Here is a 16,807-nt window from a genome sequence, read left to right as displayed (position 1 = left end):
CCTCACCTTGGTCAACCGCAGAGTTGAACCACTAGCATGAATGAGGGAAGCGATATCGGATCACGGCACGCTGGCATCACCGTTTCTTGCGCAACTGTTCTTTGGCACAACTGCTTTGTTTCGTGTTCGCTGCTTTCATCTTCTCAACACAATGTCCATCAACTTTTCTCGATCGCCCCAGACTCATGTTCCTGCTTGCTCTTCTGAGGCTAGCTATGTAAGCAATGCAGCAACGGGCGCGGCTGCGTTGAGCCTACCTCAACAGACTGTAAACATCGCTCGATCGCGGTCAGATGGGCGACCCCGATGGTCTTGGAAATCGGCGATCGGTGGGCTATTTGTATTGCTAGGTTGCAGTATGGCAACCCCGGGTTTTGCTGCCGAACGGTTGGTGGTGCGGGTGGGCCCAATTCGCCAATCCATATCAGTCAATACCTTGGAATCTTTTGCCGAAACTGGCGAAGTGCCTGAAGATTTGAAGCTCTACTCGCCTCTGTTATCCCAACCCTCAGTTCGCAAGATTCTATTAAGTCGGCTACAAATTGATCCCAATCTGGGTGACAAATTGGTCGAGGATTTGCTGCATTCCTCGGCAGGCGAGCGGTTTCTCAATACCCTTCAAGCGGCTATCCCAGATGCCGATGCCGAACAGATTAAAACCGCCCTTAGTCAAGCTGCACAGCAACCCGATGGTATTAGTTTCTTGGGCTTTTTGAAGGCATTTCCAGGGCAAACCGTGACGGTGGATGTGATTTCGGCGATCGCGCTAGCGTCTCAGTTAAACCTACCCTCCTGGCAAAGCCAAACCCTGAGTGCGGTGCTTGATCGTGAACTGACCGTCGAAGGCAAACCACCCAAAACCACCTTTGATCCCAGTAACCCTGGCCCCTACTGGGTGTGGAAGCAGACCATGACGCTGCAAGATTACAAGCGGGAGCGCTCGATTCCCGTGGATTTGTATTGGACTCGCCGGCGCACAGAAGGGCCATTGGTGGTGATCTCCCACGGATTTGGGGCCGATCGTCGGTTTTTGGGCTATTTGGCCTATCACTTGGCGTCCTATGGGCTAACGGTGGTGGCAGTTGAACATCCAGGGAGTAATGTCGCCTGGCTGACGGGCGAATTGCAGCAGTCTGGCATCAAGACGGGCAGTGTGCTACCAGCCAGTGAGTTCATTGATCGCCCCAAAGATGTCAGTTTTTTGCTCGATCGCCTTGAGCGCTTAAACCGTTTTTCAAGAACACTGAACGGCAAATTCAACACCGAGAAAGTAGTTGTCATTGGACATTCGTTGGGAGGATACACAGCCCTATCGTTGGCTGGAACGCAACTTAGTTTGGAGCATTTGCGGAAATTTTGTAATGATCCAAACCCAGTCATGTTTTCGCCCGCCGATCTAATTCAGTGCAACGCCGCTGATTTACCAGATACTCCGACCGATTTGGGCGACTCGCGAGTGGCGCGGGTGGTGTTGCTCAATCCGGTGATTGGACATTTGTTTGATGAGAAAAGCTTGTCACAGGTCAAAATTCCAACCTTGATGTTGGCGTCTACCGATGACACCATTACCCCGGCGGTAAGCCAGCAGTTTCTCCCCTTTACTCAACTGCGCACCTCCAAATATTTGTTGACGGCGATCGGAGCTACCCATTTAAGCGTGGGTGATCCAGCCAATTTGAACCGAGCCTTGTCTCAAAGCATCTTTGTGCGAGAACGCCAAGAAGATACCGAATCGCTGCGTCAACTGCTGCAAGGGGTAACGTTGGCCTTTGTGCAACAACTTTCGCCGCAAGCCGCAGACTATAGTCCGTTTCTTTCTCCAACCTATGCTCAGTCGTTTTCGACCGACTCCTTGAAGCTGCGGTTGAATTCAGAGTTGCCTCCCAATTTTGCCAATTGGTTGAAAATGGCGGCGCTACCCATGGAGCAGCTTGTTGCCAGTTCCCTGTCTCGCAACCGGGTTGCCTTGGCTCCGATTGGCATCTGTCGCTCCGAGTCCAGTTGTCTGTTTGGCAGCTTGCCCCTAGTGATGTTTATTTTGTCGGGTAGTAGCCCCTACCGCAGCTATCAATTCTTCAAACAGGCATCTCGGCGGCGATCGCGAAATCATAAAAAATCCTAAATCTAAAATTTAGCTGTCTGCTAAGGCCGCCCTGCTACCAGACAGTTATTCATCTGTGCGGTGTTGCGGTATAGTGACAACACCCTCCGTTACATTTAAGACAGAACCTTTAACCAATTCTTCTACTCAACGATTTAGCGGGTAGGTTTTGACTGTGAACTTAACAGAATTGATGACTGATCAACCCTATGCGGTTTGGCTAGTGCTTGGTTTTTTATTTTTAGTTCTAGGAACATTAGTAGGCGAACCTATTGTGGCCTCGCTTGGCATTGCTGCGTTGATTACGGCCATGGCTGCCCTCACCGTTACTTCTGTCACCACACAGATTGTGATTTGGGGGGTGCTGTCGATCGCCCTAGCGGTAGTATTGCGGGGCATGGTTCCCAAACAAGCCAAAGATCTGGCTCCGAGTACCCACGCTGTTGTTTCAGAAACCATTCCCAAAGGTGGTACGGGTTTGGTTTCCTATGACGGTGCACTTTGGAAAGCGCGTTGCCAAATTTCGGACGCTACCCTCTTGCCAGGGGAAGCGGTTCAGGTGGTCTCGCGACAAGGGCTAACGTTAATCGTAATGCCAACAACATTTCCCGACTCGGAACTTCATACCTATTCCGACTCTGATCGATAAGGTCATGTGGGCAATTCCCTTACAGATAATATTGAGAGACAATCGAGAATAAAGACACTCGATCGCCTTGAGGCAGTTAGGGTATCTGGATCAGTGAAATCATCTCAACAAGATCATCTCAACAGTGAGAGGTGAATCAGTCCTAGGCAAGCATTCACTCGTTCCAACGATTGAAAATGCTAGCCTAGCAACTAGCTATCCTCTGTAATGTTGGGTGCATCGGCATACTTCAGTATCGCTATCGCTTGGAAGGCGCATTGTTAGGGTGAATCAGAGGAAAGATACTTCGATCGCAACGTTGAGGAGTGTGATTCACAGGTTAATGACGATCCATCCCGCTTCAAATCGACTAAAATTGAGCCGCATGGCAGGAGAAAGCAATACATGGGTAGCGCATTTGCTTGGGTGATTGTGTTTATCTTACTGGTAGTCGCGGCCACGGTGGGTTCCACAAAGCTGATTACCGAAGGAAACGAAGCACTGGTAGAACGACTGGGACGATACCATCGCAAACTAACACCAGGGTTAAATTATTTAATCATTCCTTTTGTCGATCGCGTGGTTGTCCAAGCGTCGGTGAAAGAGCAAATTTTGGACATTAACCCTAGAGAAGATATCAGCGAAGCCACCACCGTCGATAACGTTCGTGTCACGGTAGATGCAGTAGTATTTTGGCGAATTTTTGAACTGGAAAAGGCCTGGTATGCGATTGAAGATGTGGAAGAAGGCATTAAAAACCTTGTGATTACCACTCTGCGATCGGAAGTGGGACAGATGACGCTGCAAGAAACGAACTCTGGTCGCGATCGAATTATTCGGGCCCTTTTAGAAGCGCTGGATGAAGCGACTGAACCGTGGGGGGTTAAGATCACTCGCGTAGAAATCCAAGATATTAAGCCGCCCGACAGTGTTATTCAAGCCCTGGAGCGGGAACGGGCGGCCGAGAGTGAAAAACGGGCAGCGATTGCGGAAGCCGAAGGCCGCAGGCAAGCTGCCGTGCAAGAGGCGGAAGGTCGCAAACAAGCCACCATCCGCGAAGCCGAAGCCATTTCCGAGTCGGTCAAACGCATTGCTGAGGTGTTGCCGCCCGGTGCCAACCCGCAAGATATTCTCAAATACCTAGTGGCTCAACGCTATGTTGAAGCTAACTATCGGCTCGGCGAAAGTGATAACTCTAAGATTGTGTTTATGAATCCGAGAGACCTCACCGAGAGCCTCTCGGAATTGATTGAGCCAGATCTTCGCCCCCGCCGTATCAATCCAGGTCCGTCCAGCGGGAACTCTAGTTCACGGGAATCAAGCTAAGCGATCGCATTAAGCGATTGAGCGCATTAGCTGTCTTGTGTCCCTTTCTATTCCTATGCTTGACGCCAAATGGCATCAGCAACCTGACACACATCACGCATTTCTGCAACATCATGCACGCGCACCAGATCAGCCCCAGCGGCGATCGCCGCACAGCAGGTTGCTGCCGTTCCCCAGACTCGCTGTTGCGGATCAGGTTGCTGGAGGATATGCCCAATAAAGCTTTTGCGAGAAGTGCCTACTAATAATGGACAGCCCATCGATCGTAAGGTAGATAACTGCCGCAAAATCTCTAGATTTTGGGCATAGGTTTTGGCAAACCCAATCCCTGGGTCAAGGATGATGCGATCAGAGGCAATACCGGCGGCGAGGGCCGCCTCCACTCGGTTAGCTAGAAAGTCATAGATCTCGCCCAGCAAATCTGTATAGGTAGTGAGTTGCTGCATGGTTTTGGGGGTTCCTCGCATGTGCATCAAGACGATGGGAACCCCCAGTTCTGCTACGGTAGACAGCATGGACTGATCATACGTAGCGCCAGAGATATCGTTGATCAGATCGGCGCCCGCCGCCACCGCTGCCCGTGCCACCGCCGCCCGGGTGGTATCTACAGAAATGGGAACTGAAGCCAGATCGACCGATCGATCCGCCGCCGATCGCACCGCTTCAATGACTGGAATGACCCGCACCAGTTCCTCTTCCAAGGAAATGTCTTCCGCTTGGGGACGAGTTGATTGCCCACCGATATCAAGCAGATGGGCTCCAGCCTGCACCACCGTTTGGGCCCGATCGAGGGCGGCCGCCAGTGAATTAAATTGTCCCCCATCGCTGAAACTGTCAGGGGTGACATTCAGAACCGCCATCAAATAGGTTTGTTGTCCCCAGTTGAACACTTTCTCGCGAAGCACAAGGGGTTTCAACCCCTGTAAGTTACTCAATATCATGATGGTCTTGATGGTCTGCAAAGATAAAACTGACCCGTGTATTAACTTAAATTTGAGAGTTCTGCTTCTCCGATTCAAAATCGGTATAGTTGAATTGAAACTATTATCCTGCTGCTTTACTAAAAAAACTGAAGATCGATTAGAAAATCAGCATTAAGCCCATTCACTGCACATTCCCCATGCCGCTTTGGGTACTCTAAAGAGAACGGCTACTGGGTCAGCATTAGAGCAGTCAGTTTTGATCAAAGTAATTGATCAATCCCTCAAAGATGTTGATGAACGATCGATCGGCGGCAGCGCCACCTCGCGAATTGTGTAGCTCAGGCAAAGAGTTCTTAACAGGTGATCGCGGTGACAAACTTTAGGCTTAAACCTCGGAAAATAATCATAACGGGATTGAGGGAAGTTCCCAATGCTTGTTTGTCCTCATTGTCAGTTTGAAAATCCAGATGCGAACAACTTTTGCCAAAATTGTGGGGAGTCTTTGACCGACAAACCCTGTCCTCACTGTGGGGACCTAACCCCCCTTGATACCACCCAATGTCCTCACTGCGGTTATATGACTGGAACTTTATGGCAAGCTATTCTCGCATTTCCCTTCCCCGATCGATTATCGAACGGTCATGATTCGGCGGCGATCGAAGCGCCTCAGATTGTCGAATCCGCAGATGCGATTGAGCAACCCGGCATCCTCGTGTTAACCAACGGTAAGTACCTCGACGCTCAACAGCGCTATCAACTTCTAGATCTTTCTCCCCTGCCCAATAGACTTGCAGAAGTAGAGACCAAAGTCTTAGATTGCCAACCGCTACAACCGTCGCTGCTGGAAGTGTTATATCAACATCAAGGCAGTGATTTAGCGTCGAATTCTCTACAAACCACAACAATTCCAACCATTGCTCAATCCTACATCGCGCTGCAAGAGCAATATCCATCACTGCCCTTACCCAAAGTTCACGATGCGTGGGAGCAGAATGGCCTCAGCATTGTGCTGTTGGAAGATCGCGCCAACCTGCCGTTGCTCACGGACGCCTGCCAAAATGATGAAGTACTACCGCTGCAAATACTGCACTGGTTGCATGAGATTGTGGAACACTGGGCAGCCCTAGCCCCTCATCACTATGGTCAAAGTTTATTAGAGCCAGACAACTTGCGAGTGGACTCCGAAGACTATGTGCTATGTCTTCAGCGGCTGTATGCCGATCGACCTGATCAGCCCCCCTCTCTCAAGGACTTGGGGCTGCTGTGGCAAACTCTGTTTGAACAATCGCAGCGTACCCAAAATGGCAATATCTTTTTACTTTGTCGAGATCTTCAGTCTGGAGCGATTGCCTCGATCGACGAACTCCGATCGCGCATTGAATCGATTGCCACGACCCTACAACCAACAGCAATGATCCCAGCCCCAGCCTCTGATTTATCCCTCAGCGTTGATAACCAGTCCTTGCCCTTGTTAGTTGATGTTGATGAAGACGATATTGCTAGTGAGAATGATGACCAGCCCACGATCGTCCTACCGATGCGGCTAATAAATCTGGAAGATGCAGGGCGTACTATCACCGGGCGACAGCGAGACCACAACGAGGACTGTTTCTACATTCGCACAGCCAGCCAGCGCACCGAAACAAAGCAACTGGACGATAGTCAAGACCGCACTGTTCAGGCTAAGGGGCTATACATCCTATGCGATGGTATGGGCGGTCACGATGGTGGTGAAGTAGCCAGCGCTCTAGCGGTCGAAACCTTGCGTACTTATTTTGACGCCCACTGGCACGATACCCTACCCAATGAAGCCAGCATTCGAGAAGCGATTCGCCTTACCAACCAAGCAATTTATGATCAAAACCAGCAAGGATTGCGATCGGGCAGTGGGCGCATGGGGACAACGCTGGTGCTGTTGTTGCTGCAAGATACCGAAGTGGCGATCGCCCATGTGGGAGACAGTCGCCTTTACCGCTATAGCCGACGGCAAGGGTTAGAGCAACTTACCACCGATCATGAAGTTGGGCAACGGGAAATCCAACGCGGCGTTGAACCCGCGATCGCCTATGCCCGCCCTGATGCCTATCAACTAACACAAGCGCTTGGCCCGCGCGACGAAAACTTCATTCATCCCGATGTAAAATTCCTGGAAGCTAATGAAGACATGTTGCTCATCCTAGCTTCCGATGGATTGACCGATAATGACTTTTTAGAACTGCACGGGCAAGAGCCTCTTCAATCCATGTTGAGCGGTCAAATCGACCTTGACCAAGGCGTTAATCAATTGGTGGAGGATGCCAATCAATTTAGTGGTCACGACAACATTACAGTCGTGGCTGTGCGAATTCAAGTCCGCCCAAACTATGCCTCTTTTAAGCCTCGATCGACCTTCAAGCAGTCGATTGAAGTGCAAAAACTGGTCGATTGACTGGTGAACTCGTTAAAGAATTCATAGCGAATTCATTCTTGGTTGCAATCGGCAACCGTAGAAACTAAAGCTAGAACAGAGAAACCGACAAAAAGCAAAGTGGAAGATGCAGAACCAGTAGGCTCCTTTAGCAGAAGATACAGGTCACTAAAGTGCTGTGCGATGAACTGGGCTAGCCATCTTCTTCCCAGGTTTCAACGGCTAAAAGATCACAGATAGGGTCTTGCATCGAGAAGTCAAAATCCTCTAGCTCTTTTTTCCAATAAGACCAATCATCACCGTAAAGTAGTGCAATTTTCCAAAGCCGATCGGATGGGTTCAAGACTTTTGATTGCACCAGTGAACGAACTTGACGCTGAAGTTTTTCCATCGGATGGGCAATCCGCTGGCTCATAAGAGTCTCAGTCATAGCTAAGTATTCAGGTTTTACAAATCTCGTCAAACAGTTACTGATCGATTCTGACTCCACAGAACTGCTTCATGCAGCTTCTCAGGGTTCTGAAAGCCAGATGCATCCATCTAGATGATTATGCTAGCACACGGTTTGAATCGCAAGGCAGCACATTTTACAAAATTGGGGAACCATAACAGATGCTAATCTTCACCTCGTTTTTTCCCATAGTTAACATTATAGGCTAATTTCTTGATTGTGAGGGGTGCCGATCGGTTAATTCAGTAACCTTGCAGTAGACAAACCGTATCGAGCACTCACGACTGAAGCTGGGCTGGAATCGATCGCTTGAGAAACTTATTGCTGTAAGTGCGGTTTAGAGCTAAAATTGGATCTTTGGGTATATATATTCTAGAGAGGAAGCTAGATGTCGCGATATCGAGGTCCACGCCTTCGGGTTGTGCGGCGTCTTGGTGTTGAACTGCCTGGACTGTCGCGTAAAACCCCTCGGAAGGCGTATCCGCCCGGTCAACATGGCCAAGCGCGCAAAAAGCGCTCGGAGTATGCAATTCGTTTGGACGAAAAGCAGAAGCTCCGATTTAATTATGGTGTTTCGGAAAGACAATTGGTTCGCTATGTGCGCAAAGCTCGGCGTGCGGCTGGTTCAACCGGACAAGCGCTGTTAGAACTTTTGGAAATGCGGCTAGACAATATTGTGTTTCGCTTAGGCATGGCTCCCACCATTCCGGGCGCTCGTCAGTTGGTAAGTCACGGTCATGTCACAGTGAATGGCAAGGTTGTTAATATTCCTAGCTATCAATGTCGTCCTGGGGAAGTGATTGGTGTGCGAGACAGCGATCGCTCGCGTCAGTTGGTAGAAGCGAATTTGCAGTTTCCCGGTCTGGCTCATTTGCCTAGCCATCTGGAATTTGACAAGAACAAGTTGGAAGGAAAAGTCAACGGCATTGTTGAACGCGAGTGGGTCGCCCTACAGGTCAACGAACTGCTCGTGGTTGAGTATTATTCTCGAAAAGTTTAATTTACTTGGTTGCATCGTAAGCGGCGACGATGAGCCATCTAGTCTTTCGCAATGCTCTCTGAATCCGTCAGTTCAGAGAGCCTCTTTTTTATAAGAAGAACGAGAGATGAAGGATAAAGCTCAGATTTCGGGGGTGTTCTAACGAGTACCGCAGCTAAGGGATTGGTGCGGCTTTTTTTCAGTGGTTGGAGGCAGAGTTTCGCGGGAAGGCGGTGGCGTTGGGACTACAGGTTGTTCAGACAAACGATCGCGCTTTCGAGTTTTATCAACGCATGGGGTTTGATCTGTCGCCCGATCATCACTTATGGAAGCCCTTGTAAGTTGACTCGACAGTTGCCCCAAAACTCAACATTAGCCGCCAATTTGAGACATGGTGCGGCTGTAGGCTTGTCCGATCGTGCCAGACTCTCGCTGTTTGTAGTTAATAGCCGGTTTTAGCTCTAATAGGCTTTGGACTTGCGATCGCAATTCGGCGAGAGGGACGCCCGATCGCAGGGCTGTTTTCAGATCCAGTTGCCCAATTTCATTCAGTAAGCAGGGGCGCAACCAGCCGTCTGCCGAGAGACGCATGCGGTTGCAGCGATCGCAAAAGCATTCTGACATCTGGCTAATAAACCCCAGCGTGCCTTTCGCTCCCGGAATTTGAAACACATCGGCCGGGCCGTTCCCCTGCACTTGTCCCTCCGTTAGCCCCCATCGATCGCGAATTTGCTGCCGCAGGGTTTCCGAATCAATCCAGCCTTTATGGTTGAATAAATCAGCGTTGCCAATGGGCATAAACTCAATGAAGCGAACATGCCAATGGCGATCGAGACTGAGGGCAGCCAAGTCTAATACCTCCTGATCATTGACACCGGGAATTACGACCACATTCAGCTTCAACGGATTAAACCCAACCTGATAGGCCGCCTGAATGCCGTCCCAAACTCGTTGCCACTGCGATCGACCCCGATGACCAACGATGCGATCGAATGTCGCCGGATCAAGAGAATCAAGGCTGATATTAATACGCCGCAGTCCAGCCTTGTAAAGGTCCTGTGCCATATCTGCTAACAAGAAGCCATTTGTGGTCATCGACAAGTCCTGCGTTTGTGGCAGCGCCGCTATTTGTTTTACCAAATTCACCACGCCCGGACGCAACAACGGTTCGCCGCCCGTCAAACGAAAGCGCGTAAATCCACAGGGAATCAACACATCTCGCAGCAAGGTCAACAGTTCATCATTCGACAACACCTCTTGCCGCTGAAGGTATGTCAATTCTTCGCCTTCAGGCATACAGTACTGACACCGAAAGTTGCAGCGATCGATCAAGCTGATGCGCAGATAGTCAACAATTGGATTCACGGTAGGCACTGAGACAGAATTGTGAACGGTGAATTGAAATCACTTGCGGGAAACTGAACAGTCACTTAACACTGATCCTAACGAATGCACGCGACCACTTAATCGGGCAGGGCTAAGCGAAATCGATAGCTTCTATTATTTCAGCCTAGCTCTCAAACGGAATATCAGACGCTACACTCGATAGAAGACTTCGTTGATCGTTCGGGCTGTTTACTCCACCATAGTACCCCTGTAAAAACCTGACTCCTTGACAATTAATTCTCAACCTCGATCGGGCTATACTTTACCAGTGTTTGCTTGTGCAGCGGCGATCGCCGCCCTGCGACATTTGCATCATGACTCTTGCTCTTGCGTTTCGGTTGATTTGATTGAACCCGCCGAGACAGTGGATGTGACGATCGAACAAGTCGCTTGCCTTGGTCCCAACTCCGCATTAGCCATTACTCGTAGCGATCCCGGCGATAACCTAGATTTGACCCGCAATACACCCGTCTGGGCCCTAGTCGAGCAAATCACGCCCCCAACCCCCAATCCCCAACCCCCAATTCTGCTGAAAGGTGGTGAAGGGATTGGCAAGCAAGTGCATCAAGATCAGCAACCTGCCATCTATGCCTATGCCCGGCGATTGCTGGAGCAAAATTTGCAGCGCTGGCGGCGATCGATGGAACAGATTCAAGTGACGATTATTCTGCCAGAGGGCAAGCGCTTGGCCGAACGCACCTCGAACGCCGCGTTTGGAGTAGTAGAAGGCTTATCGCTGTTGGGAACCTCTGGTATTGCCCAACCCCTGAGCGCCCCCGGACAGCTAGCACTCTATCAACAGGAATTGCGGCAGCGGCAAGATTGGTATGACGGGCTAGTGTTTTGCATTGGCGAGAATGGGCTAGATTTAGCCAAGCAACTAGGGATCGAGTCCGATCGCCTGATTAAAACGGCGAATTGGTTGGGGTCGATGTTGGTGGAAGCAGGGCTGCAAGGGGTGCGATCGATCGTGCTGTTTGGGTATCACGGTAAACTGATCAAACTAGCGGGCGGCATTTTTCATACCCATCATCATGTGGCAGATGCCCGACAGGAAATTTTGGCAGCCCACTGTGCGAACTTGGGCTTACCCACCACCGAGGTACAAGCAGTATTTCAAAGCGCCACCGCAGAAGCTGCTCTGCAACATTTGCGCCAATTAGATGTCACTGGCGGTAGTGATTGGGTAGAACTGATATATGGCTCGATCGCTCAGGAGATTGATCGGCGGGCTAAGGCTTACATTCAAACCCACAGTGAGCGCTCGGTACAGGTCGGGTGTGTTCTGTTCGATCGACAACGTCAACGAATTACGCAAAGCAAAACAGCCGCAGCCATATTCCCTCAGATTTGCCAATATAGTTACAATATTCAGAACTTTTAAATTTCTTATGTTTGTTTAATTTGCTCGTACCTAGACCGTTGTATTCAAGCTATGTTTGTTCGTTTATTAGCCTTCATTAGCCTCTAAGGTAGGATCTCAGCGGTGATTCAAACTGAACAACCTCCACAGCCCTCTTCTCTGGATCAACTCAGCCGCCAAATGATTGTCATTCTCGATTTTGGCTCGCAATATTCCGAGTTGATTGCCCGTCGCATTCGGGAAACGCAAGTCTATTCTGAGGTACTTTCCTATCGAACCACGGCTGAACAACTCCGACAACTACACCCCAAGGGCATTATCCTATCGGGTGGGCCGAGTTCGGTCTATGACAAAGGGGCACCCCACTGTGACCCTGGAATTTGGGAATTGGGTATTCCTATTTTGGGTGTTTGTTATGGAATGCAACTGATGGTACAGCAGTTAGGCGGCGGTGTGGAACGCGCCGAGCGGGGAGAGTATGGCAAGGCATCGTTGTATATTGACGACCCCACGGATTTGCTCACCAATGTGGACGATGGCGCTACGATGTGGATGAGTCATGGCGACTCGGTAGCGCATCTGCCCGAGGGGTTTGAGTTATTGGCCCATACTGAAAATACTCCATGCGCGGCGATCGCCGATCATGGTAAGAAACTGTATGGGGTGCAATTCCATCCAGAAGTGGTGCATTCGATCGGCGGGCAAGCGCTCATTCGCAATTTTGTTTATCACATTTGCAACTGTCAGCCCACTTGGACTACCGATGCCTTTGTGGAAGAAACCATTCGCGAAATTCGCGCTAAGGTTGGCGACAAACGGGTGCTGCTGGCGTTGTCAGGCGGCGTGGATTCTTCAACGCTGGCGTTTCTGCTACATCGCGCCATTGGCGATCAGTTGACCTGTATGTTTATCGATCAGGGCTTTATGCGCAAAGGCGAACCGGAGCGGCTGCTGAAGCTATTCCGTGAACAGTTCCATATTCCGGTGGAGTATGTGAATGCTCGCGATCGCTTCCTAGCTACTATTGCCGGAGTCACCGACCCGGAAGAGAAACGCAAGCGCATTGGCTATGAATTCATCCGTGTGTTTGAAGAAGAATCTAAACGGTTAGGGCCCTTTGATTATTTGGCGCAGGGCACGCTATACCCCGATGTGATCGAATCTGCCGATACCAACGTTGATCCCCAAACTGGCGAGCGGGTGGCGGTGAAGATCAAGAGCCATCATAACGTCGGCGGGTTGCCCAAAGACCTGCGCTTTAAGCTGGTCGAACCGTTGCGCAAATTATTCAAAGATGAAGTGCGAAAAGTTGGTCGATCGATCGGCTTGCCAGAAGAAATTGTCCGTCGCCATCCGTTTCCGGGTCCTGGCTTGGCGATTCGCATCCTGGGCGAAGTCACCGCCGAACGTCTAGAGATTCTGCGCGATGCTGATTTGATTGTGCGCCAGGAAATTAACCGCAACGACGTCTATCATGACCTATGGCAAGCATTTGCCGTGCTATTGCCAATTCGTAGTGTGGGGGTGATGGGCGATCAACGCACCTATGCCTATCCGATCGTGCTGCGGCTTGTTACCAGTGAAGATGGCATGACCGCAGACTGGGCCAGGGTTCCTTATGATTTGTTGGAAACTATCTCCAATCGCATTGTCAATGAGGTGGCTGGCGTCAATCGTGTGGTCTACGATATTACGTCCAAACCACCGGGGACGATCGAATGGGAATAATCAGTAGAAGTAATACAGCCACTAGCCGCGGCGTTAGGCTAGTGGGGTATTAGCAATGGCTCAGACAACGCTTGTGAGACGTAGCCCTGGTCAGTAAAACTTTACCAAACAACGGGGTGTCGTTTTACGATCGCCCCCATCAACAGACCAAGTAACGCGATCGTGCGGCGCAAACGCCACTGCCACGCCATGTCGAGGCATCTCCGCATCAAATTCTCCTGTTTCCAGCATTTGCCCGTATTCAACGGTAATGCCGTCCCATTCTGATTGCAACAAATGAAACTGCATGGTCAGGCTACGTTTCTACACCATCAGGATAGCGGGTATGAGAATAGAGATGGAGCTTTTGCCGTGCAATACGCCACCTCCCAATAGCTCGCCAAAGATTTTCTATTGAGGGCTTGAGGTCAGACGGTATTGATAGCATTCAACTGAGCGCGTAGATATCCCGCAGCAGTGGTTCGTACATAGTTCATGTGCTCCTGCTTGAAAGCGCTTGATTATTACACGGCAAAGTGATAGCCTCAGAAGTCAAGGCTATCTTTTTCTTCTATCAAAGGTAGCTGTCATCTAAACAGCAAACTACCTAGAAGCTGAATTCTAGGAGCGCTGATTAGGGAAGTTCGCAGCGACCCTAACCAGCTAACCTTAAACCGGGGCATAGCCGGTCTAAGGCTAGAAGAGATTATCTCATCTAGCTGACAGATCCTGCTGCAATGGTGAATCGAATTTAGCTTCTAGTTTCCTTACCGAAACTAGGAGTTTTCACTATGGCTGACTTCATTGATATTCCATCAGAAGATACACGATCGATCAGAACTAAGCGCCGCGCCGTCAAAATTCTGATGATTGGACAACCGGAGGATGTGGAGCACACAATCGCCCATCTGTACCACTGCGGGTTTTGCCGGGTGGAAAACTGGTCACGGGCCTTGCCCTATGCCCAGATTCAACAAGCCACGGTGCGAGAACCCGGAGAGATTATGCGGATTTACAAGCGCTATGTCGATCGGTAGGAGGGGTTAGGGAGTCGGGAGTCGGGAATGGGGAATGACTAGTCGGGAATCGGGAATCGGCAACGAGTCTCTATTTCGCTGTGGTGGCTATCATTGCACCATTCCCCTATCCAACTGCTGCAAACGCGAATGACGATCGCTAGCCAAAAACGAGCCAGCTAAACACTTGCTGAACGGTTAGCGCTAAGGGAGTGCTGCTCAAAACTGGGAGTTCGGTCATGACACTAAGCCGTAGCCCAAAGCTAGGTCGAAGGCAGTCATTCGCTAAAATCGGAAAAACGAATGTCTAATGTGTATTTCCTAATGTGTATTTCAGTCTTCAATGGGTCGCCTGGGATTCGAACCCAGGACCAATCGGTTAAAAGCCGAGTGCTCTACCACTGAGCTAGCGACCCGCGTCGTTTTTTCGACCGTATATAACGGTAACACAGGATGGGGGCAATATGGCAACTTCTTCAGGGCAGTTTTTTGAATCGCTTAATTGCGATGATTATTACTGTACTGAATCCGCGCCCCTGCCCAGTGTAGCTTTTCCCGGAGGGTTTGGTAATAGGAATAGTTTTCCTTCAAGATAATAAACTCGGCGGCCCGATCGGCCATGCGGATGTCTACGCGCTGCCCTGGCCAGATGGCTGTAGCTAATACTCCGTCCATCCACAGTTTGGTGTGTAGGTCGCGATCGGCCAGTGGCCAAATGCTGACCACCGATCCAGGGGGTAAGACAATCGGGCGGCTAGAGAGGCTGAGGGGACAGATGGGCGTCACAATCATGGCGTCCATGCCTGGATGCAAAATTGGCCCACTGGCAGCTACGGTATAGCAGGTAGAACCTGTCGGTGTTGCAATGATCAGCCCATCGCCCTGGTATTGATCGACCACTTCCCCATCGATTTCCATCTCCAAGATGGAAGTGATCATGCGATCGGCAGAGGCCGGTTTGACACACATTTCGTTGAGCGCTAAGTAGCGATCGCTGACAGGCTCTAGATTGGTGCGGTTGCCTTCAAAGGTCATGGCTTGTAGCATCATCCGCCGCTGTACTGCAAACCGATCTTGCAACAAGCGATCCCAAACTTGTTCTGGGTCTTGCATTAATGTGTCAGCTGGCTCTGTGAGAAACCCCAAATGCCCACCCACGTTGATTGCCAAAATCCGAATACCGTCGGATGCTAAATGCCGAGCCGCTGCCAAGGCGGTACCATCTCCGCCCAATACCACCGCCAGATCGATCGGTTGCTGAGCCGACGCTAAAAACACGGGATAGGGGTTATCTTTCGGTCCGCTAGGGCCCAGCATGACCCGACAATTGCGCTGTTCTAGCTGAGCAGCACATTTCTCTGCCCACTGCTTGCTGTAAGCATCATGAGCCTTGTGGACAACAATAACTTGGTTTAGCTCCACGTCTAAATCAAGGATAACGGATGAAGGATAAAGGATAAAAACCAAGATGAAGCTTGCACAACATCTGTGTGGCTTCATCGTTTCATTCTACAAAGGTGCTGTGATCGACGGATGAAATTCATCCTTTATCCGGCTCAATCCTCCCTTACCACTTCAGCAAGTTGAATTGTTCCATATCGATCGTGTTGCGGTTGCGGTAAATGGCTAGCACGATCGCCAACCCCACTGCCGCTTCAGCAGCGGCAATTGAGATGACAAACACGGCAAACACCTGCCCTCGGATGCGCTCTGGATCAAGATAGTTGGAGAATGCCATCAGGTTTAGGTTCACCGAGTTCAGCATCAACTCGATCGACATCAACACTCGAATCGCGTTGCGGCTAGTGACCAAGCCAAAAATGCCTGTGCAAAACAAAGCGGCCGCCAAAATCAGGAAGTATTGAAGCTGCATAATTCAATCAACCACAAAGTATTCTAATTTTCCTTACTGCTGGAGACACCGCTGGAAACAAGCTCGCGGGGGCGTTCCGGCAAGGTCAAAGCCGTTGAACCTCGACCATTCTGTTCGGCCAGTTCGTCTGGCAGAAAATCGCGACGCGCCAGCACGATCGCCCCAATCATCGCCATCAATAGCAGAACCGAGGCCAGTTCAAACGGCAACAGAAAATCACTGAAGAAGTGCTTACCGATGACAACCATGGCGTCATCACCCGTCGGAATTGCCGCTGACAATGCCCATGGAGTTGAAAGCACCATCGCGCCTAGCAAGACAAACAACCCCAGACATACAGCCGCGGTTGCTGCTTTGCCAATCCAGGCGTTCTTCACCGGAAGAAAATCTTCCCGCTTGTTCACCAGCATAATTCCAAACAAAATCAGAACATTGACAGCGCCCACATAGATGAGCACCTGCGCTGCTGCGACAAACCCGGCATTCAGCAAAATGTAAATGCCAGCCATGCTGGTGAAAACAAGCCCCAGCAGAAACGCTGAATAGACAATATTGGACAGCAAAACAACACCTAGGGCTGAGCCGATCATCATCACGGCTAGCACGATCAACGATACGAGTTGAACTCCGTCGGCTAAATTCACGGC

The 16,807-nt window shown here is 50.3% G+C and carries 16 protein-coding genes and 1 tRNA gene; 9 read left to right on the top strand and 8 right to left on the bottom strand.

The features are described from left to right. Positions 1-151: 151 nt before the first annotated feature. From OXH18_RS14380 to OXH18_RS14370, 3 genes are all read left to right on the top strand, one after another. A complete protein-coding gene (locus OXH18_RS14380) occupies positions 152-2,122 on the top strand; it encodes an alpha/beta hydrolase (protein ID WP_268607784.1) in 1,971 nt (656 codons plus the stop codon). 154 nt (positions 2,123-2,276) lie between these two features. Next, complete coding sequence (locus tag OXH18_RS14375; RefSeq protein WP_268607783.1) at positions 2,277-2,750, top strand: NfeD family protein; 474 nt, start codon at positions 2,277-2,279, stop codon at positions 2,748-2,750. Positions 2,751-3,134: 384 nt separating this feature from the next. Beyond that, positions 3,135-4,055, top strand: coding sequence for an SPFH domain-containing protein (locus tag OXH18_RS14370; protein ID WP_268607782.1), 921 nt, complete (start codon positions 3,135-3,137; stop codon positions 4,053-4,055). 53 nt (positions 4,056-4,108) lie between these two features. Here the strand turns inward: OXH18_RS14370 and folP are convergent, their stop codons facing one another. Next, positions 4,109-4,996, bottom strand: coding sequence for a dihydropteroate synthase (gene folP, locus OXH18_RS14365; protein WP_268607781.1), 888 nt, complete (start codon positions 4,994-4,996; stop codon positions 4,109-4,111). 187 nt (positions 4,997-5,183) lie between these two features. Between folP and OXH18_RS14360 the strand changes: the two genes are divergently transcribed. Both OXH18_RS14360 and OXH18_RS14355 read left to right on the top strand, forming a co-directional pair. Then, positions 5,184-5,315: a hypothetical protein gene (locus tag OXH18_RS14360; protein WP_268607780.1), complete on the top strand. Its 132-nt coding sequence runs from the start codon at positions 5,184-5,186 to the stop codon at positions 5,313-5,315. Positions 5,316-5,408: 93 nt separating this feature from the next. Further along, the gene (locus OXH18_RS14355; RefSeq protein WP_268607779.1) at positions 5,409-7,406 is read left to right on the top strand and encodes a serine/threonine phosphatase; all 1,998 of its coding nucleotides are present in this window, start codon (positions 5,409-5,411) and stop codon (positions 7,404-7,406) included. 172 nt (positions 7,407-7,578) lie between these two features. On the opposite strand, the gene OXH18_RS14350 is transcribed toward OXH18_RS14355, so the two are convergent. Further along, complete coding sequence (locus OXH18_RS14350; RefSeq protein ID WP_290428461.1) at positions 7,579-7,800, bottom strand: DUF4327 family protein; 222 nt, start codon at positions 7,798-7,800, stop codon at positions 7,579-7,581. A 424-nt stretch (positions 7,801-8,224) separates the two neighbouring features. Between OXH18_RS14350 and rpsD the strand changes: the two genes are divergently transcribed. Next, entirely contained in the window at positions 8,225-8,836 is a 612-nt protein-coding gene (gene rpsD / locus OXH18_RS14345; RefSeq protein ID WP_268607777.1) for a 30S ribosomal protein S4, read from the top strand. Between the two features lie 351 nt (positions 8,837-9,187). On the opposite strand, the gene moaA is transcribed toward rpsD, so the two are convergent. Beyond that, positions 9,188-10,180, bottom strand: a complete 993-nt coding sequence (moaA, locus tag OXH18_RS14340) for a GTP 3',8-cyclase MoaA (RefSeq protein WP_268607776.1) — start codon at positions 10,178-10,180, stop codon at positions 9,188-9,190. Between the two features lie 253 nt (positions 10,181-10,433). On the opposite strand from moaA, the gene cbiD reads away from it, so the two are divergent. Beyond that, positions 10,434-11,585 carry a cobalt-precorrin-5B (C(1))-methyltransferase CbiD gene (gene cbiD, locus OXH18_RS14335; protein ID WP_390904395.1) on the top strand — a complete coding sequence of 384 codons (1,152 nt, stop codon included), beginning with the start codon at positions 10,434-10,436 and terminating at the stop codon, positions 11,583-11,585. Between the two features lie 159 nt (positions 11,586-11,744). After that, positions 11,745-13,292, top strand: a complete 1,548-nt coding sequence (gene guaA / locus OXH18_RS14330; protein ID WP_268613189.1) for a glutamine-hydrolyzing GMP synthase — start codon at positions 11,745-11,747, stop codon at positions 13,290-13,292. 90 nt (positions 13,293-13,382) lie between these two features. Here guaA and OXH18_RS14325 read toward each other — a convergent pair whose 3' ends face one another. Continuing rightward, positions 13,383-13,580: a hypothetical protein gene (locus OXH18_RS14325; protein ID WP_268607774.1), complete on the bottom strand. Its 198-nt coding sequence runs from the start codon at positions 13,578-13,580 to the stop codon at positions 13,383-13,385. Positions 13,581-14,062: 482 nt separating this feature from the next. On the opposite strand from OXH18_RS14325, the gene OXH18_RS14320 reads away from it, so the two are divergent. Continuing rightward, positions 14,063-14,308: a hypothetical protein gene (locus tag OXH18_RS14320; RefSeq protein ID WP_268607773.1), complete on the top strand. Its 246-nt coding sequence runs from the start codon at positions 14,063-14,065 to the stop codon at positions 14,306-14,308. A gap of 323 nt (positions 14,309-14,631) precedes the next feature. Here OXH18_RS14320 and OXH18_RS14315 read toward each other — a convergent pair. From OXH18_RS14315 to OXH18_RS14300, 4 genes are all read right to left on the bottom strand, one after another. Next, positions 14,632-14,703, bottom strand: a tRNA-Lys gene (locus OXH18_RS14315). A gap of 82 nt (positions 14,704-14,785) precedes the next feature. Then, complete coding sequence (locus OXH18_RS14310) at positions 14,786-15,709, bottom strand: NAD(+) kinase (protein ID WP_268613188.1); 924 nt, start codon at positions 15,707-15,709, stop codon at positions 14,786-14,788. Positions 15,710-15,854: 145 nt separating this feature from the next. Beyond that, positions 15,855-16,160 (bottom strand): NADH-quinone oxidoreductase subunit NuoK, encoded by a 306-nt coding sequence (nuoK, locus tag OXH18_RS14305; protein WP_268607772.1) that lies wholly within the window; start codon positions 16,158-16,160, stop codon positions 15,855-15,857. Positions 16,161-16,183: 23 nt separating this feature from the next. Beyond that, positions 16,184-16,804 carry an NADH-quinone oxidoreductase subunit J gene (locus tag OXH18_RS14300; RefSeq protein ID WP_268607771.1) on the bottom strand — a complete coding sequence of 207 codons (621 nt, stop codon included), beginning with the start codon at positions 16,802-16,804 and terminating at the stop codon, positions 16,184-16,186. Positions 16,805-16,807 lie beyond the last annotated feature (3 nt).

This window comes from Thermocoleostomius sinensis A174 (assembly GCF_026802175.1).
Classification (GTDB): domain Bacteria; phylum Cyanobacteriota; class Cyanobacteriia; order Elainellales; family Elainellaceae; genus Thermocoleostomius; species Thermocoleostomius sinensis.
The sequence above is the reverse complement of the archived record's forward strand: the minus strand, read 5'-3'. Positions and strand labels throughout refer to the sequence as shown.